Origin of the sequence: Herbaspirillum sp. VT-16-41 (assembly GCF_001994935.1) — a bacterium.
Taxonomy (GTDB): Bacteria; Pseudomonadota; Gammaproteobacteria; order Burkholderiales; family Burkholderiaceae_D; genus Herbaspirillum; species Herbaspirillum frisingense.
The window spans coordinates 112,191-134,904 of sequence record NZ_MUXB01000079.1 but is presented as its reverse complement, the minus strand read 5'-3'; the positions used below and the strand labels follow the sequence as shown (position 1 = coordinate 134,904).

Genomic DNA, 22,714 nt, shown 5'->3' with positions numbered 1-22,714 from the left:
TCCTGAAATGCGTGGGTTGGTGTGCAGTCCGGTGCGCAGGGTTGCTGCGCTGTCGCCTGCGGCAGCCTCCGGGGGTACCGGCCGGCTGGCAGTCGTCATTCTATTGCAGCATGGACTGGATGTCGCGCATTTTGACCTTCATCGTCGACCTCATGCCTGCAAGTTTTTCATCTGAAAACCTGCCCGGCCTCACGTCGTGCGGCGGTCCAGCATGGCGCGGGCGATGGTGCCGGCATCCACGTATTCCAGCTCGCCGCCGACCGGGACGCCCCGTGCCAGGCGGCTGACCTTGAGGCCACGGGCCTTGAGGGTTTCGCTGATGTAGTGGGCGGTGGCTTCGCCTTCGTTGGTGAAGTTGGTGGCCAGCACCACTTCGGTGACCACGCCATCGGTGGCGCGGGTGATCAGCTTTTCGAGATGGATGTCACGCGGGCCGATGCCGTCCAGCGGCGAGAGGCGCCCCATGAGGACGAAATACAGGCCCTTGAAGGTCAGCGTCTGCTCGATCATGACCTGGTCGGAGGGCGACTCCACCACGCAGAGCTGGGTATGGTCGCGCTGGCTGTCCTGGCAGGTCTCGCAGATGACCTGCTCGGTGAAGGTGTTGCACAACGCGCAATGACGGATGGTATCGAGCGCCTGCGCCAGCGACTTGCTGAGCTCGGCAGCGGCGTCGCGATCATGCTGCAGCAGGTGGTAGGCCATGCGCTGCGCGGTCTTGGGCCCGATGCCGGGAAGCCGGCGCAGCGATTCGGTGAGGACGGTGAGACTGGAGGGCGTTTTCAATTGCGGTCTACGGAATAGCGGAAGGCTTCCAGCGCCTCGGCGGTCATCGAAGGCACGAATTCGATGATCTCGTATTCGGCCACGCCCCCGATGAAGAAGGGATCAGACTCCATGATGGCTTCGATCTCGGCACGATCGGCGCAATCGGCAATGATGATGCCGCCGGTGCGCGGAACCTTGCGGCCCGACATCAGGAACACGCCGTCGGCATATTGCTGGTTCAGGAATTTCTTGTGCGCGGTCAGCAGGGAGTCGATGTCGCCTGCCGGCTTGGTGTACGTGATCGAGACGATGAACATGGTGCATCCCCTAAACAATCGTGCATTCCGTCAACATCATGGATGTCTTGCTTTACCGCAGCGATCGTGGCGGCCCGGCATGCATGCGCGGGCCGCACCGACCTCAGAACGGCATCTTGAAGCCCGGGGGCATCGGCATGCCGGCAGTGACGCCGGACATCTTTTCCTGGGCGGTGGCTTCAGCCTTGCGCACGGCGTCGTTGAAGGCGGCGGCGACCAGGTCTTCCAGCATGTCCTTGTCGTCAGCCAGCAGCGACGGATCGATGGAGACACGCTTGACATCGTTCTTGCAGGTCATCACGACCTTCACCAGGCCGGCGCCGGACTGGCCTTCCACCTCGATGTTGGCCAGTTGTTCCTGGGCCTTCTTCATGTTGTCCTGCATGGCCTGTGCTTGCTTCATCAGACCTGCGAGTTGACCTTTCATCATGCTCATGCTCCTTGTTTCAATTTCACGGGATTCTATCGCGTTTGCGGAAGCGCCCGGCAATCCGGTCGGTCCTTCCGTTCCTGCTTCACAACGCCTGGATCGACCCCGGCACGATGGTGGCGCCGAATTCGCGCATCATGGTCATCACGAAGGGGTCGCTGGTCATCTTCTGTTCAGCCTTGCGCTGGCGCTCGGCGCGTTCGGCTTCGGCCACCGCGTTGGCCGTGTCGGCGACGGCGCCGAGTTCGGTTTCCACGCGGATTTCCTTGCCGAAGCGTTCTGACAGGGCGGCCACCAGTTTTTCCACGCTGCCCGAGGAACGCAGGGTGTCGAGGGGGATGCGCAGGTGGAAGCAGACATTGCCACCATTGAGCGCTTCGCAGCGCACCAGTTCGCTCTGGAACGCCATCTGATGGGCCACACCGCGCAGTGCCAGGCTGGCGGCCAGGCTGGGCCAATGGCCGTCCCAGCCCAGTTCAGCGGCGATGCGGGCGGTTTCCTGTTGCTGTGCGGGTGTGGCGGCCGGACGCTGGGGTGCGACGGGCGCGGCCGGTGCAGCCGGTGCGACGGCGACAGCGGGCTCAGTTTTTTTTTCAGCCGCGAAGCCAGCGGGTGGCATCGTGTCGACGCGTGCATCCTCTTCCCAGGGCGGGATGGCGTCGAAGGGCGGCGGTTCGGGCATGTCCGGCATGTCCGACGCCAGCGGCGCGGCGGCACGCGGAGCCGAAGCAGCCGGGGCGGCAGCGGTGGATACCACCTGCGCGGCGCCCCCAGCAGGCGCCGACGCTGGTGTCGGCGCAGGTGTTGGACGAGCAGCAGGAGCCTTGCCGTTCTTGCCGACGCGGGCTGCCATCAGCGCTGCCTCGCGGGCCGATGCCGGGGCTGCAGGGGCAGCACGCGTAGCAGGTGCGGCTGAAGCTGTTGCAGGTGCTGCGGATGCGCTTGCTGCGGCCGGTGCATTCAGTGCAGTCGGCACGGTCGGCGCTGGCGCTGCTGCCGGGGCCTGCACGCGGGCGACCGGGGCGCTGGTCACGGCCGCCTGCGGCGCCATCAGTGGGGCCGCCTGGCGCGGTGCAGCCGGGCGCGCCGCGGCTGGTGCTGCTGCGGCCGGTACCGGGCCGGAGGCAGTGGCGCTGACCGGACGGAAGGCCAGCATGCGCAAGAGCGTCATGCTGAAGCCGGCGCATTCGTCCGGGGCCAGGCCCAGTTCATTGCGGCCGTGCACGGCAATCTGGTAGAACAGCTGCACGTGCTCGGGACTGAACTGGGTCGCCAGGCGCAGGATATCTTCGCGGTTGGGCAGGTCCTCGGCCAGTGCAGCGGGTACGGCCTGCGCCAGCGCGATCTGGTGCAGCAGCGTCCCCAGGTCTTGCAGCGCGGCATTGTAGGACAGGCTGCGGGTCGCCATGTCGTCGGCCACACCCAGCAGTGCGGCGCCATCCTGCACGGCCAGGGCGTCGAGGACGCGGATCAGGTAGGACTGGTCCAGCGCGCCCAGCATGCCCTGCACGGCTTCCAGGGTGACCCGGCCGGCGGCATAGGCGATGGCCTGGTCGGTCAGCGACAGCGCATCGCGCATGGAGCCCGAGGCCCCCTGCGCCAGCAGGCGCAGCGCGGGGGGATCGAACGCGATGCCTTCCTGGTTCAGGATGTTGTCGAGATGGCTGATGATGTGGCCGGGCGGCATCTGCTTCAGGTTGAATTGCAGGCAGCGCGACAGCACGGTCACGGGAATCTTTTGCGGATCTGTGGTGGCGAGGATGAACTTGATGTGCTCGGGCGGCTCTTCCAGCGTCTTCAGCATGGCGTTGAAGGCGTGGTTGGTGAGCATGTGCACTTCGTCGATCATGTAGACCTTGAAGCGGGCGTTGGACGGCGCGTAGATGGCCTGTTCCAGCAACTGCGCCATCTCGTCCACACCGCGGTTGGAGGCGGCGTCCATCTCAATGTAGTCGACGAAGCGGCCGGCATCGATGGCCACGCAGGCTTCGCACACGCCACAGGGAGCCGCGGTGATGCCGCCGTTGCCATCCGGGCCGACGCAATTGAGCGATTTGGCCAGGATGCGCGAGAGCGTGGTCTTGCCTACGCCACGGGTCCCGGTGAACAGATAGGCGTGGTGCAGCCGCTGCTGTTCCAGCGCGTGCGTCAACGCGCGCACGACGTGTTCCTGGCCTACCAGGGTGTCGAAGCTGCGGGGACGATATTTACGGGCGAGAACTTGATAGGACATGAGGTGGCTGCAGTCGGCTTTTTGGCTCAGGGGGGCATTTTAAGCTATTTCGCCGCCCGTATCGCCTTTGCCTGCATGCACTGCCGCCGCCAGCCCCCGCTGACTGGATCAGGGCGCGGCGCGGCGCGCCTTCTTGCGCTCGTACATGGCTGCATCGGCGGCGCGCTGCAGGGCAGCCAGGTCAGGGTGCCGCGCTGCATCGTACTGCACCGCACCGACGCAGTAGTCCAGCTGATACTGGCGCTGGCCGCTCTGGTTGAAGGCTTGCACCGCCTGCTGCAGATGCTGCAGGACGACGACCGAATCGTCCAGGGAAGTATTGGTCAGGAAGACCGCGAATTCGTCACCGCCCAGGCGCCCGATGACATCGGATTCGCGCAGGTTGGCCATAAGCAGGCCGGCGAAATCGGTCAGGGCCTGATCGCCTTCGGAATGCCCGAAGCGGTCGTTGATCTGCTTGAAATGATTCAGGTCGAAGTTGAGCACGCAGGCGGCATGGCCGATGCGCCGGGCGTTGGCCAAGGCATGCCGGGCCAGCGCCTCGAAGCCGCGCCGGTTCGAGACCCCGGTAAGGTCGTCGATGGTGGCCAGTTTCACGGCAGCCAGTTCCTGTTCGACCATGGCAGCCAGGTCCTTGAGCAGGGATTGCTCATCGACATCGAAATTGCGGGGGACCATATCGACCAGGCACAAGGTACCCAGGGTAAAGCCGCTTTCACTCTTGATGGGACACCCGGCGTAGAACCGGATGAAGGGTTCGCCGGTGACCTGGGGATTGGTGGCGAAACGCGCATCGAGCCGGGCGTCGGGAACGATGGTCAGGTCTTCGCTCAGGATGGCATGGGCGCAGAAGGAAACGTCACGCGAGGTCTCGGTGGCATCGCCCAGTCCCACGCAGGACTTGAACCACTGACGATGGACATCGACCAGCGACACCACCGCCATCGGCACATCGAACAGGCGCCGCGCCAGGCGGGTCAGGCGGTCGAAGCGCTCTTCCCTGGGCGTATCGAGGATGCGCAGCGAATGCAGGGCGTCGATGCGGGCAGCTTCATTGACGGGTAGCTCGGCAATTATCATGATTCATCAACGCGGATGGACGTGGTTGCCCAGGTTAACGGCAGGCTGCGGCTCACTTTAACCCCAAATTTTTCGAGAAACAAGATTTAGAACTCATTTCATAAATAGTCGTGAGATGCGTTCTGCCCAGAAAGGGCGCTGGCAAGGCGCGCGACGCGTCGTGTGGTGGGTGCCACACGCAAGGAGCGCAACGCGGCCAGCGCCCTTTCTGGGCAGAACCCGGAGGGAGCGGCCCGTTTGGGCGAATTGCTGCGTTACGAATTTGGGTCAAGACGCCCAGTCTTGACCCAAATTCGCGCCTTGCACTTCATCCCAAACGGGACTCGCTCGCACTCGCGCCTATTTATGAAATGAGTTCTAGTTATGCACAAGAAGCGCGGACATCGCTCTCGCCCGCTTCCCATTGCCTGACATCGAACAGCAGGCCTCCCCTACCTCGGCCCGCCGTCAGGCGCCAGATCCATCGACGCTGTCGTGCCACCCTGCGGATGCCCTTGCTACGAAGGCTTTCCTCAGATCAGCAACTTTTAGCCGTCACTTCTTGGCGGCCGCCGGCTCTTCAGCCATCTTGTCAGCCTTGGCGGCGGGCTCCTTGCCCTTGTTCTCAGCGTGCGGGGATTTGGCGGCCTTACCCGAGCGGGCCGCCGCGTCGCCGGGCGCTCCGGACTTAGGCTGACCGTTCACCGTCAGGCCATTGGCAGACAGCTTCGCGGCGGCCTTGTCCTTGATGCCCTTGACCCTGGCCTGCAGGTCGCTCCAGTCCTTGAAGCTGCCGCCCTTCTGGCGTTCATCCAGGATGCGCCTGGACATGGAGGGACCGATTCCGCGTACGCCGTCGAGGGCGGCCTGATCGGCCTTGTTGACGTCCACCTCGGCCAGGGCGAGACCGGTAGCGACGAAAAAGCTCAGTACGAACAACAGGGTTTTCTTCAACATGATGCGTCCTTTCGACTTTCTGGATTGAGGGAAAAAACAAAGGGCAGCGCATCCGGAAATGCGCTGCCCATCCTCAACGAAAGTCACAGCAGCCTGTTGACAGTAATCCAGCTAGAAAACCGCTCTCAAATCACCCTGCCAGCAATTCCTCGCGGGTCACGGTGGCAGTACCGAGCTTGCCGACCACAATGCCTCCGGCACGATTGGCCATGGTGACGGCATCCACCAGCGAAGCACCTGCGCCCAGCATCACGGCGAGAGTACCGATGACGGTATCGCCTGCGCCAGATACGTCGAACACTTCACGCGCCATGGTGGGGAAGTGAGTGACTTCGCCATCGCGGTACAAGCTCATGCCTTCTTCCGAACGGGTCAGCAGCAAGGCTTCGAGGTCCAGTTCGGTACGCAGTTTCTGGGCGCGTGCGGTAAGGTCTTCCTCGTTCTTCCACTGGCCGACGATGCGCACCATCTCCGACTTGTTGGGCGTGAGGATGGAGGCACCGGCATAGGGCGTGAAATCGTCGCCCTTGGGATCGACCAGGATGCGCTTGCCCAGCTTCTTCGCGGTGGCGATCATCTCGGCGACGTTGACCAGCCCGCCCTTGGCGTAATCGGAAAAGACGATGACGTCGTAATCGGCCACCAGCGAGTTGAACTGGGTCAGCTTGTCGCGCAGGACCGTGTCGGTAGGCGCCTCTTCGAAGTCGATGCGCACCAGCTGCTGCTGGCGGCCGATCACGCGCAGCTTGACGATGGTGGCGATGCTGGGGTCGCGGTTCAGGTGGCTGTCGATGCCCATCTCGCGCAGCATGTTCTCCATCACGCGCGCCGGCTCGTCGTCGCCGGTGACGCCCAGCAGCGCCGTCCTGGCTCCCAGGCTGGCCGTATTGCGTGCCACGTTGGCGGCGCCACCCAGGCGCTCCTCGCGGCGTTCCACGCGCACCACCGGAACCGGGGCTTCGGGAGAGATGCGGTTGACTTCGCCGAACCAGTAGCGGTCCAGCATGACATCGCCCACGATGAGGATGCGGGCGGAATCCCAGGCGGAAGAGAGGTCCTTGTTCACGTTATTGTCCACGCGCTTGAAGAGTGCGGCCGATGCCGTAGTATTCGATGCCGCTGTCGGCCATGAGCTGCGGATCGAACAGGTTGCGGCCATCGAAGATGACCGGGGTCTTCAGTGCCGCCTTGACGCGCTCGAAATCGGGGCTGCGGAAGGCCTTCCATTCGGTGACGATGGCCAGGGCGTCGGCACCTTGCAAGGTGTCATTGGGCGACGCGGCGAAACGGATCTTCTGCAACAACTGCGTATCCTCGGCGAAGTCCAGTTCCAGCACGCGGCCGGCTTCCTTCATGGCCACCGGATCGTAGACGGCCACGCTGGCGCCGCGTCGTACCAGTTCGCCGATCAGCACCCGCGACGACGCTTCGCGCATGTCGTCGGTATTGGGCTTGAAGGCCAGGCCCCAGATCGCGAAGTGCTTGCCCGTCAGGTCTTCGCCGAAGCGGGTGACGATCTTCTTGCCCAGCACGTGCTTCTGGCGATCGTTGACACGCTCGACGGCCTGCAGGATCAGCAGTTCCTGGTCGTAGTCGCGGGCGGTACGTTCCAGCGCCTGCACATCCTTGGGGAAGCAGGAGCCGCCATAGCCGCAGCCGGCATACAGGAAGCTGTGACCGATACGCGGATCGGAACCGATGCCGTGACGCACCGACTCGATATCGGCACCGACCCGATCGGCCAGGTTGGCCAGCTCGTTCATGAAGGAAATGCGCGTGGCCAGCATGGCGTTGGCGGCGTATTTGGTGAATTCGGCCGAGCGCACGTCCATCCAGTAGGTGCGCTCATGGTTACGGTTGAAGGGCGCGTAGAGCTTCTTCATCAGCTTCTGCGCGCGCAGACCATCGGCGCTCTGGTCGTGACCGATCACGATGCGGTCAGGGCGCATGAAGTCTTCTACCGCAGCGCCTTCCTTGAGGAATTCCGGATTGGAGACCACCGAGAAGCTGGCATCGGTCGTGCCGCGCTGTGCCAGTTCCTCGGCGATGGCGGCCTTGACGCGGTCAGCCGTGCCCACCGGCACGGTGGACTTGTCGACCACCACCTTGAAGCCTTCCATGTGACGGCCGATGTTGCGGGCGGCGGCCAGCACGTATTGCAGGTCGGCCGAGCCGTCTTCGTCGGGCGGGGTACCCACCGCGATGAACTGGATATCCCCGTGGGCCACGCTGGCGGCCACGTCGGTGGAAAACTGCAGGCGGCCGGCGGCACGGTTGCGCGCCACCACTTCGTCCAGACCAGGTTCGTGGATGGGAATGCCGCCGTTGTTGAGAATGTCGACCTTGCGCTGGTCGAGGTCCAGGCAGAACACGTCGTTACCGAGTTCGGCCAAACAGGCGCCGGTCACCAGGCCAACGTAGCCTGTGCCGATGATGGTGATTTTCATGGGATATCCAGAGTTTCAGGTACGGCCGAAAGGCCTCAGTTCATCACGTTCAATTCTTCGGTGCGCCGCGGAGGGTAAGTTTCCCACTGGCTGCAGCCAGGGCATTGCCAGTAGAACTGGCGTGCTTTGAAACCGCAATGGCTACACTGGTAGCGGGCAAGCTTCTGAGTATACCCATGCACCAAGGTCTTGACCACCGCCAGCTCCGGACGCACGGTCTGGGGCGCACTCATCATGCGGGCTTCCAGGAACTTGTCCAGGCCCAGCAGCGTGGGCGTACGACGCAGCTCCTCGCTGACCAGAACGTTGGCGGCATCGATGCCATCGGCGTCGAGGACGGCCTTGAAGACCACTTCCAGCAAGTCGATCGACGGCGCTTCGGCGAGGTAGGCGCGCAGCAGGTTGATACCCTCCTGCGGGCGGCCCACGGCGATATAGCCATCCATCAGGCGCTGCGCCACCAGGGCAGTATGCGGCACGCTCTGGTGCTCCACACGGCGCCAGGTTTCCAGAGCGCCCTCGATGTCGCCACGGGCGCGCAGCGCGTCGCCCATCAGCATGGTGGCGCGTACGCTCTTGCGGTCAGCGGCCAGGGCCTTGTCCAGCAGGGACATGGCGGCATCGGTATTGGTGCGCACCAGTTCGTCGGCAGCCAGTTCGCAATAGAACTGGGCGATCTCACGCTGGCGGCCACCGGCGCCGGTGGCCTGCAGGATCTCGGCCGCGGCGATGGCGCGGGTCCACTCCTTCTCGCGCTGGTAGATTTCCAGCAGGGCGCGACCGGCCTGGGCGCTGTAGGGGGTGTCGATGAGCTTGTTGAAGGTTTCCTCGGCGCGGTCCAGCAGGCCGGCCTTCAGATAATCCTGGCCCAGTTCATACAGGGCATGTCCGTGGTGCTCGGCCGGCAGGTCCGGGCGCGCCAGCAGGTTCTGGTGCACGCGGATGGCGCGTTCGGTCTCGCCGCGGCGGCGGAACAGGTTGCCCAGGGCAAAGTGCAGTTCTACCGTTTCCGGGTCCAGCTTGACGATTTCGATGAAGGCGTCGATGGCCTTGTCGGGTTGCTCGTTGAGCAGGAAGTTGAGGCCCTTGAAATAGCCGCGTGGCAGGGTACGCGATTCGGACAGCAACTGGTTGATGTCGACCCGCGCGGCAATCCATCCGAGTCCGAAGAAGACCGGGATGCCGAGCAACCACCAAAATTCAAATTCCATAAAGAGAGAGGGGCAATTAGAGGATGTGCTGCGCTGTTATCACGCTGTCTGGCTGTGGCGGCTGGGCCTGTGCCTGGACCAGGTCTTCCTGGGCCTTCTGGATCTGGGCCAGGGTCTTCTTGTAGCGCGAGGCTTCGCGACGATGGCGCAAGACCAGCGGCACCATGGCCAGCACGCCCAGTACCGCGCCGACCACGAAGAAGGCCAGCAGGACCAGCACCAGCGGGTCGCTGCGCTCATAGCCGAGGAAGAAATGCATGGTCACTTCCTGGGTGTTGCGCAGGGCGAAGAAAAAGAAGAACACGAACAGGATGGCCGCGATCAATCGGGAGAGTATTTTCATGGCGTAATCCTTTCTGGCGGGTCAGTGTGCTGCCCGGAAGGCCGCCTGCGCACCTCGCGGCGGGGCGTGCCGGATCGCAATTATTGCGCTGGCCGGAAAAATCGGGCCTGTTTCGCTCGCTTTCCAGGTCAATCCAGGTCAAATGCGGATTGTACGTGAAAAAAAACGGCATCCAAAGATGCCGTTCATTTTGTTGATCTGCCTTTACACCCGCTCAGCGTGCGCTGGGCAGGTGCAAGGTATCAACGATTACTGCAGCCTGACATCGCCATCAAAGAAGCTGGCGACAAGAACTGCCTGGTCACAGGCCAAGCCGGTTCAATCCTCGCGGATTGGCTGGCCGACCATCGCATCGACGCGTTCGCGCAATTCCTTGCCGGGCTTGAAGTGCGGCACCCGTTTTTCGGGAACCATCACCTTGTCGCCAGACTTGGGATTGCGGCCGATACGCGGCGGACGGCGGTTGAGCGCGAAGCTGCCAAAACCACGGATCTCGATGCGCTGGCCGGTCGCAAGTGCGTCGACCATGGCATCGAGGATGGTCTTGACCGCGTAATCCGCATCCTTGGCGACAAGTTGCGGATAACGCTCAGCCAGACGGGCGATCAGCTCCGACTTCGTCATCGTGACCGGAAGATCAGTTCTTGTTGTCGAGCTTGGCCTTCAGCAGCGCGCCCAGGCTGGTGGTGCCCGAAGCAGCGTTGGAGTCAGCCGACATCTTCTGCATGGCTTCCTGGGTCTCGGCGTTGTCCTTGGCCTTGATCGACAGCTGGATGCTGCGCGCCTTGCGGTCGATGTTGATGACCAGGGCTTCGACGGAATCGCCAACCTTCAGGTGGGTACCGGCATCTTCCACGCGGTCGCGGGAGATTTCGGATGCACGCAGGTAGCCTTCGACTTCGTCGTTCAGCTGGATCACAGCACCCTTGGGCTCAACCGACTTGACGGTACCGGTCACCAACGCACCCTTGTCGTTCAGGGCGGCGAAGTTGTTGAACGGGTCGCCTTCCAGTTGCTTCACGCCCAGGGAGACGCGCTCGCGTTCCACGTCGATGGCCAGAACAACGGCTTCCAGCTCGTCGCCCTTCTTGAACTTGCGCACGGCTTCTTCGCCAGCTTCGGTCCAGGACAGGTCGGACAGGTGCACCAGGCCGTCGATGTTGCCCGGCAGGCCGATGAACACGCCGAAGTCGGTGATCGACTTGATGGAACCCTTGACCTTGTCGCCCTTCTTGTGGCTCATGGCGAAGTCGTCCCACGGGTTCGGCTTGCACTGCTTCATGCCCAGGGAGATACGACGACGCTCTTCGTCGATTTCCAGAACCATGACTTCGACTTCGTCGCCCAGCTGGACAACCTTGTTCGGGGCCACGTTCTTGTTGGTCCAGTCCATTTCGGAGACGTGCACCAGGCCTTCGATGCCTTGTTCGACTTCTACGAATGCACCGTAGTCGGTCAGGTTGGTGACCTTGCCGAACAGGCGGGTGCCTTGCGGGTAGCGACGCGACAGACCGGTCCACGGATCGTCGCCCAGTTGCTTCACGCCCAGGGAGACGCGGTTCTTCTCTTGATCGTACTTGAGGACCTTGGCGGTGATCTCTTGGCCAACCGACAGCACTTCCGACGGGTGACGCACGCGACGCCATGCCAGGTCGGTGATGTGCAGCAGGCCGTCGATGCCACCCAGGTCAACGAACGCACCGTAGTCGGTGATGTTCTTGACGATACCGGTGACGACGGTGCCTTCCTTCAGGGTTTCCATCAGCTTGGCGCGCTCTTCGCCCATGGAGGCTTCGATCACGGCACGGCGCGACAGAACGACGTTGTTGCGCTTGCGATCCAGCTTGATGACCTTGAATTCCAGGGTCTTGCCTTCGAACGGGGTGGTGTCCTTGACCGGACGGGTGTCGACCAGCGAACCCGGCAGGAAGGCACGGATGCCGTTGGTCAGAACGGTCAGGCCGCCCTTGACCTTGCCATTGACGGTACCGGTGACGATCTCGCCGGACTCCATCGCCTTTTCCAGCGAGAGCCACGATGCCAGACGCTTGGCCTTGTCGCGCGACAGGATGGTGTCGCCGAAGCCGTTTTCCAGCGATTCGATCGCAACGGAGATGAAGTCGCCGACGTTGACTTCGACTTCGCCGTTGTCGTTCTTGAATTCTTCAACAGGGATGAATGCTTCCGACTTCAGGCCGGCGTTGACGATCACGAAGTTGTGATCCAGGCGCACGACTTCTGCCGAGATGACTTCACCCGAACGCATGTCCTGACGCGACAGCGATTCTTCAAACAGAGCAGCAAATTCGCTGGAGGTATCAACACCTGCAGCGATAACGGTAGTGGTAGACATAAAAGAAAGTAAGAAAGATTGGCCGGTATCCGTACGATGCAATCGTCCCGACTTGCACTGCCGTCTGCGTTGCCGCCGATGGCATGGATACTGGGTTAGGTTTATCAACACCCGTCAGACTTTGCATCTGCCGGGCACCAATGGCACTACGGGTACAACAAGGACTTGCCCATGATGGCAGCGAAAGGCGCTTTTTCAAGCAGATTCAGGCGCTTTCAATGCCCCAGGGCAGCGTACCAGCTGAGTACCTGCTGCACCGCTTCGTCAGCGGTCATGTCGGATGTATCCAGGTGATATGCGCCCTCCGCAGGCTTCAAGGGGGCCGACGAGCGACTCATGTCGCGTTCGTCACGTTCCTTCAAATCTCTGGAGAGGTCTTCGATATTAGCAGAAAAACCCTTGTCAATCAATTGCTTATAGCGTCTTGTGGCGCGCGCTTCCACACTGGCGGTCAAAAACACCTTCAGACGGGCGTTGGGGAAGATGACGGTACCCATGTCGCGACCATCGGCCACCAGGCCGGGGGATTTCCTGAATGACAACTGCAGGCCGTACAAGGCCTGGCGCACGGTGATCAGGGCGGCGATGCGGGAGGCGGTATTGCCGACCTCTTCGGCACGGATGGCCTGGGTCACGTCTTCATTGGCCAGGAAGATGTGGGCGCCATCGAAATGGCAGTGCAGGTGCTCGGCCGCCTTGGCCAGCGCATGCTCGTCGTCCAGGGCGATGCCGCGCCGCAGCACGGACAGCGCCGTCAGGCGGTACAGCGCGCCCGAATCCAGGTAATGGAAACCGAGTTGCTGGGCTACCTTCTGGGCCACGGTGCCCTTGCCCGAGGCGGTGGGACCATCAATGGCGATGACCGGTATCTTTGCTTTTTCCATGGCCTGAACCCTCTATCAGTGAATAATTTGGTGCAATTTCTCGTTACTACAGGGTTTATCAGATCAAGGTTTGCTCGGCAATCTTTTTGAAGACGTCGAAGTAATCCGGGAAGGTCTTGGCCACGCATTTGGGGTCATTGATGCGCACTCGGTTGCCACGCCGCAATGCACCATCCAGCGATGCCAGGGAGAAACACATGGCCATGCGATGGTCGTCATAGGTGTCGATGGCGGCGCTGCCGATCTCGGCCGGCGGCGTCACCTTCAGGTAGTCGGCGCCCTCCTCCACCTCGGCGCCGAGCTTGCGCAGCTCAGTGGCCATGGCAGCCAGGCGGTCGGTTTCCTTGACACGCCAGCTGGCGATATTGCGCAAGGTGCTGGGGCCGTCGGCATAGAGCGCGGCCACGGCGATGGTCATGGCGGCATCGGGAATATGGTTGAAATCGGCTTCGATGGCCTTCAGGGGGCCGTTGGACGAGGCCTCGATCCAGTTCTCACCCATGGTAATGGTGGCTCCCATCTGCTGCAGCGCCTCGACGAAGCGCACATCGCCCTGGATGCTGTCGCGGCCCACCCCTTCGACCCGGATCGGGCCGCCGGTGATGGCGCCGGCTGCCAGGAAGTAGGAGGCCGAGGACGCATCGCCCTCGACGTGGATGCTGCCCGGGCTGCGGTAGTGCTGGCCGGGCTGGATGATGAACTGTTGCCAGCCATCACGCTCGACCTCGACGCCGAAGCGGCGCATCAGGTTCAGGGTGATCTCGATGTAGGGCTTGGAAATGAGCTCGCCGACCACGTCGATCTGCATCGCCTCTTCGCGCGCCATCAAGGGCGCCGCCATCAGCAAGGCGGTCAGGAACTGGCTGGACACATTGCCGCGCACCTTCATGCGCGAGGAGCTCAGCTGGCCACGACGGATGTGCAGCGGTGGATAACCCGGGTTGCCGGTGTAGTCGATGCGCATGCCGACCGCATTGAGGGCATCGACCAGGTCGCCGATGGGGCGCTCATGCATGCGCGGCACGCCGTGCAGCGTGTAGTCGCCACCCAGCACGGCCAGCGCGGCGGTGAGCGGGCGGATGGCGGTGCCGGCATTGCCCATGAAGAGATCGGCCTGGTGCACCGGCAGCACGCCGTTGACGCCATGCACGATGTAATCCTGGGTGCCTTCGATCTGCTCCCACTTCACGCCCAGGGTCTGCAGGGCCATCAGCATGACCAGGGTATCGTCGGAGGCCAGCAGGTCGAAGATACGGGTGGTGCCGCCGGACAGCGCCGCCAGCAGCAGGATGCGGTTGGAGATGCTCTTGGAGCCGGGCAGCTTGACCGTGCCTTGCACGTGGTGCACCGGAGTCAGGTCGATATGACGGGGGTAGGAAGGCTGTTTCATCGTGATTCGTTTTCGGTGGATGAATCGGGCCGCCGCAGCGGCACGCAAAGTTTCACTATTCTGCCGGCCAGGCTGGCTCAGCCGTTCTTGCGTTCGGCAGCCTCGATGGCGGCGGCCCATTGCTGGCGCGCATCGCGGGCACTGGCATAGACCTGTTCCAGCGCGGGGCCATCGCTATTGGCGATCATCTCGCGGATGGCCTGCAATTGCACCAGATAGGCATCGACTTCGGTCAACAGGGCATCGCGGTTGGCCAGTGTGATGTCGCGCCACATCTCGGGCGAAGAAGCAGCGATGCGGGTGAAATCGCGAAAACCGCTGGCCGCATACTGGAACAGCGTGTCCGCATGCGGCTTGGCGGCGATATCGTCCACCAGCGCAAAGGCCAGTACATGCGGCAGATGGCTGACCGAGGCGAACACCGCATCATGCTCCTGCGGCGAAAGACGATGGATGACGGCACCACAGGCGCGCCAGGCGGCGGCGACCGTTTCCACGTCCTGCGCGGCGTTCTCGGGCAAGGCGGTGATGACCACCTTCTTGCCTTCGTAGAGGTCGGCCAGGGCGGCTTCCGGACCATGCTGCTCACGCCCGGCGATTGGATGGGCGGGGACGAACTGGCTGATGCGCGCACCCAGCGCCTTGCGGGCTGCGGCGACCACGTCGCCCTTGGTGCTGCCAGCGTCGGTAACGATGGCCTCCGGTGCCAGGTAGGGTGCGATGGAGGCCAGGATGGCCTCGGTCTGGGCCACCGGGGCGGCCAGCAGGATCAGGTCGGCCCCATCGACTGCGGCCGCCGGGTCGGTGGCAACGCTATCGATCAGACCCAGTTCGCGGGCACGCTCCAGGCTGGCCGTGGAGCGACCGACGCCGACGATGTGGGCGGCCTGGCCGGCACGGCGCAGCGCCAGGGCAAACGAGCCGCCGATGAGGCCCACGCCGAAGATGACGACTTTCTTGAACACGGTGGACTCGGACGGTAAAGGTGTCAGGACAGCCGGCACTTACAGGCCCAGCGGATAGGAGCCCAGCAGCTTGAAGAAGGCAGCATTCTGGCGCAGTTCCTCCAGCGCCTGGGCGACCTTCTCGTCCTGCTCGTGACCTTCCAGGTCGACGTAGAAATAGTATTCCCACGCGCCCATGCGGGCCGGCCGCGACTCGAAGCGCGTCATCGACACGCCATGACGCGCCAGTGGCGCCAGCAGGTTGTAGACCGCCCCCGCCTTGTTGGGCACCGACAGCACGATGGAAGTCTGGTCACGGCCGGAGGGCGCCGTACGCAGACGGCCGATGATGGCGAATCGGGTGCGGTTGTGCGGGTCGTCCTGGATGTGTGCGTTGACGGTCTGCAGGTTGTACTTCTGCCCGGCGATCTCGCCGGCGATGGCCGCCACGCTCTTGTCTTCACCTGCCATGCGCGCCGCCTCGGCGTTGGAGGCCACCGCCTGGCGTTCGATGGAAGGATAGTTCATATTCAGCCACGCATTGCACTGGGCCAGGGCCTGCGAGTGTGCACAGATGCGGGTGATGCCATCCATCTTGCCGTCGGCGGTCATGAGGCTGTGATGCACGGGGATGGAGACTTCGCCGCTGATGGTCAGGGTGGTCTGCAGCAACAGATCGAGAGTGCGGTTGATGACGCCTTCGGAGGAATTCTCGATGGGCACCACGCCGAAATCGGCGGTGCCGGCTTCGGCGTCGCGGAACACTTCATCGATGGACACGCAGGGCAGGCCTTCGATGGCGTGGCCGAACTGCTGGTACACCGCCTGTTCGCTGAAGGTGCCCTCGGGGCCGAGATAGGCCACGACCACGCGCTTTTCCAGCGCGCGGCAGGCCGACATCACTTCGCGGAAGATGGTCTGGATATCGGTTCCCAGCAAGGGGCCGGGATTGCGGTCGGCGGCGCGGCGCAGCACCTGAGCTTCGCGCTCGGGGCGAAACACGGGGGCATTGGTCTCGGCCTTGACGTGACCCACTTCCTGCGCGACGCGGGCGCGCTGGTTCAACAGGTCGAGGATTTGCGCATCGATGGCATCGATCTTCTGGCGCAGGGGCAGCAACTTGTCGTCACTCATCTTGCTCTTTCAGTGTCTGCAGCCGCATCCCGGCGCGAAGACCGGGCTGCGGCGTTCTTGGCATGGCGTTGGCATGGCGCACGACCGAAGGCCGGCACCGCACGGGCAGGCTGCCCGGTCAGGTGCGGCTCAACCGTGCTGCTTTTCGAAGTCTTTCAGATAATCGACCAGGGCCTGTACGCCCTCGATCGGCATCGCGTTGTAGATCGATGCACGCATGCCGCCGACCGACTTGTGGCCTTTCAGCTGCAGCAGGCCGCGCTCTTTGGCGCCGGCCAGGAAAGTGTCATTGAGCGACTCGTCGCGCAGGAAGAACGGCACGTTCATGCGGGAACGGCAATCCGCTGCAATCCGGTTGCTGTAGAAATCGGTACTGTCCAGGTAGCCGTAGAGCAGCCCGGCCTTGGCGATGTTGCGCGCTTCCAGCGCAGCCACGCCACCCTGGCGCTTGATCCACTGGAACACCAGGCCGGCGATGTAGATCGCGTAGGTCGGCGGGGTGTTGTACATGGAGTCGTTGTCGGCCACGATCTTCCAGTCGAAGGCCGAGGGGCAGAACGGCAGCGCGTGACCCAGCAGGTCTTCGCGCACGATGACGATGGTCACGCCGGCCGGGCCGATGTTCTTCTGGGCACCGCCATAGATGACGCCGTACTTCGAGACATCAACCTCGCGCGAGAGGATGTGCGAGGACATGTCGGCCACCAGCGGCGCGCCGTCGGTATCGGCGGCAACCTCGGGGGTGTATTGGTATTCGACGCCGTCAATGGTCTCGTTGCTGCAGATGTGCACGTAGGCGGCATTGCGCGAGAGCTTCCAGTCACCGCGCGCCGGAATGCTGGCGAACTTGCGGTCGGCCGAGGAAGCCGCCACGTTGACGGTACAGTAGCGCCCTGCCTCCTTGATCGACTTGGTCGACCAGGAACCGGTATTGATGTAGTCGGCCACACCCACTTCGTGCTTGCCGGCCGGTGAACGCAGGGCCGCCAGGTTCATGGGGATGATGGCGTTTTCGGCAATCGCCCCGCCCTGCAGGAACAGCACCTTGTAGTTGGAGGGGATGTTCATCAGCGCGCGCACGTCAGCCAGCGCGGCTTCGATGATGGACATGTACTCCTTGCCGCGATGGCTCATCTCCATGACCGACATGCCGCTGCCATGCCAGTCCAGCATCTCGTCGGCTGCCTGTTGCAGCACTTCCTTGGGCAATACCGCCGGTCCGGCGGAAAAGTTATAAACCATTTCTGCGTTCGCCATCAAAAAAGGCGGCCGGCATGTCGCCAGCCGCCCGGGACTTGCTTTACTCGCCAGCGGCAGGAGCTTCGCTGCCGGCACCCTCGGCGTTCTCGCCGTCCATCACGTCTTCCACATCGGACTCGACCACGCGTTGCAGGCCGGACAGCTTGGTGCCGTCCTCCACCGCGATCAGGGTCACGCCCTGGGTGGCACGACCCATCTCGCGGATCTCCGAGACGCGGGTGCGAATCAGCACGCCACCGGTGGTGATCAGCATGATCTCGTCGGTGGAATCCACCAGCGTGGCCGCGACCACCTTGCCATTGCGCTCGCTGGTCTGGATCGCGATCATGCCCTTGGTGCCACGACCATGGCGGGTGTACTCGGTGATCGGGGTACGCTTGCCGAAGCCGTTCTCGGTGGCCGTGAGCACGGATTGCTGCTCATTCTCGGCCACCAGCAGGGCGATGACCTGCTGTGTTTCTTCAAGGTTCATGCCGCGCACGCCGCGGGCGGTACGGCCCATGGGACGGACATCGTTTTCATCGAAGCGCACGGCCTTGCCGGCGTCCGAGAACAGCATCACGTCATGGGCGCCATCTGTCAGCGCGGCGCCGATCAGGAAGTCGCCTTCATCAAGGTCCACGGCGATGATGCCGGCCTTGCGCGGGTTGGAGAAGTCCGACAGCGGGGTCTTCTTGACGGTGCCCAGGCTGGTCGCCATGAAGACATAGCGGTCATCCGGGAAGCTGCGGTTGGCGCCCGACACCGGCAGGATCACGGTGATCTTCTCGCCATCCTGCAGCGGGAACATGTTGACGATGGGCTTGCCGCGCGAGTTGCGCGAGCCCTGCGGCACTTCCCAGACCTTCAGCCAGTACAGGCGGCCACGGTTGGAGAAGCACAGGATGTAGTCGTGCGTGTTGGCGATGAAGAGCTGGTCGATCCAGTCGTCATCCTTGGTCGCCATGGCCTGCTTGCCGCGACCGCCACGTTTCTGTGCGCGGTACTCGGAGACCGGCTGCGACTTCATGTAGCCGGTGTGGGACAGGGTCACCACCATGTCCTGCGGTGTGATCAGGTCTTCGGTGGCCAGGTCGGTGGCGTTGTGCTCGATGGTGGAGCGACGCTCGTCCTTGGCACCGATGCCGTAGTCATTCCGTGCGGCGTTGAGTTCGTCGGTGATGATGGCGGTCACGCGGGCCGGCTTGGACAGGATGTCCAGCAGGTCGGCGATCTGCGCCATGACTTCCTTGTATTCGTTGACGATCTTGTCCTGCTCCAGGCCGGTCAGGCGCTGCAGACGCATCTGCAGGATTTCCTGGGCCTGATCGTCGGAGAGCTTGTACATGCCATCGGACTGGATGCCGTAATGGGCCGGCAGGCTTTCCGGACGGAAGGCTTCGATGCCACCTTCGTTGGCTTCCCCGGCGCGGGCCAGCATCTCGCGCACCATGGACGAATCCCAGGCGCGCGACATCAGTTCGGCCTTGGCGATCGGCGGCGTCGGTGCGGCGCGGATGATGGCGATGAAGTCATCGATGTTGGCCAGTGCCACGGCCAGACCTTCCAGCACGTGACCGCGTTCGCGCGCCTTGCGCAGTTCGAACACGGTGCGACGGGTAACCACTTCGCGACGGTGCGACAGGAAGCATTCCAGCAGCTGCTTCAGGTTCAGCAGGCGGGGCTGGCCATCGACCAGGGCCACCATGTTCATGCCGAAGGTGTCCTGCAGCTGGGTCTGCTTGTAGAGGTTGTTCAGCACCACCTCGGGCACTTCGCCGCGTTTCAATTCGATCACCACGCGCATGCCCGACTTGTCGGACTCGTCGCGCAGGTCGGAAATGCCTTCGAGCTTCTTGTCGCGCACCAGCTCGGCGATACGTTCCAGCAAGGCCTTCTTGTTGACCTGGTAGGGCAGCTCATCGACGATGATGGCGATACGACCTTCGCGGCCATACTCCTCGAAGTGGGTCTTGGCGCGCATGACCACGCGGCCACGCCCGGTGCGATAACCGTCGCGCACGCCGGATACGCCGTAGATGATGCCGCCGGTGGGGAAGTCAGGCGCCGGCACCAGTTCGATCAGTTCATCGATGGTGCAATGCTCGTTGGCCAGCAGGTGCAGCGCGCCGTTGATCACCTCGGTGATGTTGTGCGGCGGGATGTTGGTGGCCATGCCCACGGCGATGCCGGAGGAGCCGTTGACCAGCAGGTTGGGGATCCGGGTCGGCAGGACCGAAGGTTCCTTTTCCTTGCCGTCGTAGTTGGGCACGAAATCGACGGTTTCCTTCTCGATGTCGGCCAGCAATTCGTTGGAGATCTTGTCCAGGCGGCACTCGGTGTAACGCATCGCCGCAGCGCCGTCGCCGTCGATGGAACCGAAGTTGCCCTGGCCGTCGACCAGGGTATAGCGCAGCGAGAAGTCCTGGGCCATGCGCACCAGGGTGTCATAGATCGAAGCGTCACCGTGCGGGTGATACTTGCCCATCACTTCACCGACCACGCGCGCGCACTTCACGAAGGGACGGTTCCAGACGTTGTTCATCTCGTGCATCGCGTACAGCACGCGGCGGTGCACCGGCTTCAAGCCATCGCGCACGTCCGGCAGTGCCCGACCCACGATCACGCTCATGGCGTAATCGAGGTAACTCTTGCGCATCTCTTCTTCGAGGGAAATGGGGATGGTTTCTTTAGCGAATTGATCCATTGGAGAGTCGAAAGATGTTTCCCGGCCAGAAAATCCTGCCGGGCGGGCGTGGCCCTTGGACTGATCAGAACAGTGGATTCTAGCACGCCAGGAGGGTCAAAAGCCCTTCAACCGCCCTCAAAACGCCTCCAACGGCGCGCTTCACCGCCCGCCAGGGAAGTGAAGCAAATTTCAGATGCCCGCCGCACAGCCGCTCCCAGCCTGCGAGAGCGGCTGGCCTTGTGGTCGCACTCGCTATATATATTAGTGGCGGCATCCGGCAGCCAGGCCGTTGACGCACCAGGTTGGGGAGATGGGAACGGAAGCATTGCCAGAAGGCATTGTTTTCCTTGCGCTGGCCTGCCTGATGCCCAAATAACAAGCGCCAAAAACTTTCTCGAGATCATTCCCGTGCCCCGGCACAGAAAATTGATCCACATCGCCGTCGACAATGCCTCGGAGAAAATGACAACTACTTGCCGAGACGAAAATGCGCGAACTGTATGAAAAATAAGGATTTTCTAGAAAAAATCGGGGTTTTTCAGGCTCAGATGGAACAAAAACGGCTCAAAAATATCCCGTTGCGAAGAAACAACACAGTCCCAAAAACGTTGTCTGGACCAATTGGCAAGCATCGCTCAAGGGCAATCCGTGTGGCAGAATGGCGGCTAAGTTCATTACTAGCCCCATGGAACAAGGGCCTGTGACGACCTGAACACATGATATTATTCATTTTTTGATGTCGTAATCTTGTAGCGCAGTTTATCTGCGGATATCTCACCCGAGAGGAGAAACATGAACAAATTAGCAAAACTCGTCTTCGCTGCTGCGTCCGCAGCCATCGCACTGTCTGCCACCGCTCAGGAAACCAAGGACATCAAGGTTCGTCCCGGCAGCCTGTACCTGCAAGATGGCCGTGACGTCGTGACCCGCAGCGGTTACGGTCTGTGCTGGCAAACCGCTTACGTGAACGGTCCGTGCGAAGAACCGCCGGCACCGGCTCCGGTTGCCGCTGCTGCTCCTGCTCCGGCTCCGGCTCCTGTCGCTGCTCCGACCTCGGAAAAGGTCACCTACGCTGCTGACGCATTCTTCGACTTCGACAAGGCAACCCTGAAGCCGGCTGGCAAGGCCAAGCTGGACGAACTGGTTGGTAACCTGAAGGCCATCAACCTGGAAGTCATCATCGCCGTCGGCCACACCGACTCGATCGGCTCCGTCGCCTACAACCAGAAGCTGTCGGTTCGCCGCGCTGAGTCCGTCAAGGCCTACCTGGTTTCGAAGGGCGTTGAAGCCAACCGCGTCTACACCGAAGGTAAGGGCAAGTCGCAACCGGTCGCTGACAACAAGACCGCTGCTGGCCGCGCCAAGAACCGTCGTGTGGAAATCGAAGTTGTGGGTACCCGCAAGTAATCGATTGACGCTACAAGGCTCAATGAACCCCGCTTCGGCGGGGTTTTTTTATTGCTGCGGCATTTGCGCGTCAGCCCCTTTTTGCCGCATCACTTGATCTGCCGCCGCCAACCGGGACTGTCCGTTTGGGCTATCATTAGGCCCCATGAACACGACCAATGCGACCAACGCGACCATGAACGCCGATCCCCAAGAGATCCAGAAATTCAGTGAACTGGCCCATCGCTGGTGGGACCCGGGTTCCGAATTCCGTCCGCTGCACGAAATCAACCCGCTGCGCCTGGAGTGGATCAATGCCCGCGCTCCGCTGGCCGGCAAGAAAGTCATCGACATCGGCTGTGGTGGCGGCATCCTGGCCGAATCCATGGCCATCAAGGGCGCCGACGTCACCGGCATCGACCTCTCCGACAAGGCCTTGAAAGTGGCCGACCTGCACAGCATGGAATCAGGCGTACAGGTGCGCTACGAGAAAATCGCCGCCGAAGACATGGCCGCACGCGAAGCCGGCCAGTACGACGTGGTGACCTGCATGGAAATGCTGGAACACGTACCCGATCCGGCCGCCATCGTGCGCGCCGCCGCCACCCTGGCCAAGCCGGGCGGCAAGCTGTTCTTCTCCACGCTCAACCGCAACATGAAGTCCTACCTGATGGCCATCATCGGCGCCGAATACGTCCTGCGCCTGCTCCCCAAGGGCACGCACGATTACGCCAAGTTCATCACCCCGGCCGAACTGGCCCGCTACACCCGCGAGGCCGACCTGCAGATCGACGCCTTCAAGGGCATGGGCTACAACCCGTTGACCAAGATCTACTCCCTCAACGAAGACACCAGCGTCAACTACCTGGTCGCCTGTACCAAGCTGGCCTGATCCGCCATCGCGCCGCAGCGCCCTGCTGCGGCCGCTCC

Annotated in this window: 20 protein-coding genes; 2 read left to right on the top strand and 18 right to left on the bottom strand. The window is 62.6% G+C overall.

Annotated elements, in window-relative coordinates; genetic code table 11:
- Positions 1-189: 189 nt before the first annotated feature.
- The 18 genes from recR to gyrA form a co-directional block, all read right to left on the bottom strand.
- Positions 190-786 (bottom strand): recombination mediator RecR, encoded by a 597-nt coding sequence (recR, locus tag BTM36_RS05560; protein ID WP_006465016.1) that lies wholly within the window; start codon positions 784-786, stop codon positions 190-192.
- Positions 783-1,085: a YciI family protein gene (locus tag BTM36_RS05555; RefSeq protein ID WP_006465015.1), complete on the bottom strand. Its 303-nt coding sequence runs from the start codon at positions 1,083-1,085 to the stop codon at positions 783-785. Before BTM36_RS05555 ends, recR begins: the two co-directional genes overlap by 4 nt.
- A 103-nt stretch (positions 1,086-1,188) precedes the next feature.
- Positions 1,189-1,515 carry a YbaB/EbfC family nucleoid-associated protein gene (locus BTM36_RS05550; protein ID WP_006465014.1) on the bottom strand — a complete coding sequence of 109 codons (327 nt, stop codon included), beginning with the start codon at positions 1,513-1,515 and terminating at the stop codon, positions 1,189-1,191.
- 85 nt (positions 1,516-1,600) lie between these two features.
- On the bottom strand, positions 1,601-3,748 hold the full coding sequence (locus tag BTM36_RS05545; protein WP_077235504.1) for a DNA polymerase III subunit gamma/tau: 2,148 nt from the start codon (positions 3,746-3,748) through the stop codon (positions 1,601-1,603).
- A gap of 108 nt (positions 3,749-3,856) precedes the next feature.
- Entirely contained in the window at positions 3,857-4,828 is a 972-nt protein-coding gene (locus tag BTM36_RS05540) for a diguanylate cyclase (protein ID WP_077235503.1), read from the bottom strand.
- Between the two features lie 534 nt (positions 4,829-5,362).
- Positions 5,363-5,764 (bottom strand): helix-hairpin-helix domain-containing protein, encoded by a 402-nt coding sequence (locus BTM36_RS05535; protein WP_077235502.1) that lies wholly within the window; start codon positions 5,762-5,764, stop codon positions 5,363-5,365.
- A gap of 130 nt (positions 5,765-5,894) precedes the next feature.
- Positions 5,895-6,830, bottom strand: a complete 936-nt coding sequence (gene rfaE1 / locus BTM36_RS05530; RefSeq protein ID WP_077235501.1) for a D-glycero-beta-D-manno-heptose-7-phosphate kinase — start codon at positions 6,828-6,830, stop codon at positions 5,895-5,897.
- A gap of 1 nt (position 6,831) precedes the next feature.
- A complete protein-coding gene (locus BTM36_RS05525) occupies positions 6,832-8,211 on the bottom strand; it encodes a UDP-glucose/GDP-mannose dehydrogenase family protein (protein ID WP_077235500.1) in 1,380 nt (459 codons plus the stop codon).
- A 35-nt stretch (positions 8,212-8,246) separates the two neighbouring features.
- Entirely contained in the window at positions 8,247-9,422 is a 1,176-nt protein-coding gene (gene lapB / locus BTM36_RS05520) for a lipopolysaccharide assembly protein LapB (protein WP_077235499.1), read from the bottom strand.
- A 16-nt stretch (positions 9,423-9,438) separates the two neighbouring features.
- Entirely contained in the window at positions 9,439-9,765 is a 327-nt protein-coding gene (locus BTM36_RS05515) for a lipopolysaccharide assembly LapA domain-containing protein (protein WP_039874393.1), read from the bottom strand.
- 318 nt (positions 9,766-10,083) lie between these two features.
- Positions 10,084-10,389, bottom strand: a complete 306-nt coding sequence (locus tag BTM36_RS05510) for an integration host factor subunit beta (protein WP_006462119.1) — start codon at positions 10,387-10,389, stop codon at positions 10,084-10,086.
- 13 nt (positions 10,390-10,402) lie between these two features.
- Positions 10,403-12,118, bottom strand: a complete 1,716-nt coding sequence (rpsA, locus tag BTM36_RS05505) for a 30S ribosomal protein S1 (RefSeq protein ID WP_077235498.1) — start codon at positions 12,116-12,118, stop codon at positions 10,403-10,405.
- Between the two features lie 215 nt (positions 12,119-12,333).
- Positions 12,334-13,002, bottom strand: a complete 669-nt coding sequence (cmk, locus tag BTM36_RS05500) for a (d)CMP kinase (RefSeq protein ID WP_006462117.1) — start codon at positions 13,000-13,002, stop codon at positions 12,334-12,336.
- Between the two features lie 58 nt (positions 13,003-13,060).
- Positions 13,061-14,392 carry a 3-phosphoshikimate 1-carboxyvinyltransferase gene (gene aroA / locus BTM36_RS05495; RefSeq protein ID WP_077235497.1) on the bottom strand — a complete coding sequence of 444 codons (1,332 nt, stop codon included), beginning with the start codon at positions 14,390-14,392 and terminating at the stop codon, positions 13,061-13,063.
- 77 nt (positions 14,393-14,469) lie between these two features.
- A complete protein-coding gene (locus BTM36_RS05490) occupies positions 14,470-15,357 on the bottom strand; it encodes a prephenate dehydrogenase/arogenate dehydrogenase family protein (protein ID WP_077235496.1) in 888 nt (295 codons plus the stop codon).
- Between the two features lie 39 nt (positions 15,358-15,396).
- Complete coding sequence (pheA, locus tag BTM36_RS05485; RefSeq protein ID WP_006462114.1) at positions 15,397-16,470, bottom strand: prephenate dehydratase; 1,074 nt, start codon at positions 16,468-16,470, stop codon at positions 15,397-15,399.
- Between the two features lie 129 nt (positions 16,471-16,599).
- Positions 16,600-17,712 (bottom strand): 3-phosphoserine/phosphohydroxythreonine transaminase, encoded by a 1,113-nt coding sequence (serC, locus tag BTM36_RS05480; protein ID WP_077235495.1) that lies wholly within the window; start codon positions 17,710-17,712, stop codon positions 16,600-16,602.
- Between the two features lie 58 nt (positions 17,713-17,770).
- A complete protein-coding gene (gene gyrA / locus BTM36_RS05475; protein ID WP_077235494.1) occupies positions 17,771-20,416 on the bottom strand; it encodes a DNA gyrase subunit A in 2,646 nt (881 codons plus the stop codon).
- A 774-nt stretch (positions 20,417-21,190) separates the two neighbouring features.
- On the opposite strand from gyrA, the gene ompA reads away from it, so the two are divergent.
- Entirely contained in the window at positions 21,191-21,805 is a 615-nt protein-coding gene (gene ompA / locus BTM36_RS05470; RefSeq protein ID WP_006462111.1) for an outer membrane protein OmpA, read from the top strand.
- Positions 21,806-21,950: 145 nt separating this feature from the next.
- Positions 21,951-22,676: a bifunctional 2-polyprenyl-6-hydroxyphenol methylase/3-demethylubiquinol 3-O-methyltransferase UbiG gene (gene ubiG, locus BTM36_RS05465; RefSeq protein WP_006462110.1), complete on the top strand. Its 726-nt coding sequence runs from the start codon at positions 21,951-21,953 to the stop codon at positions 22,674-22,676.
- Positions 22,677-22,714 lie beyond the last annotated feature (38 nt).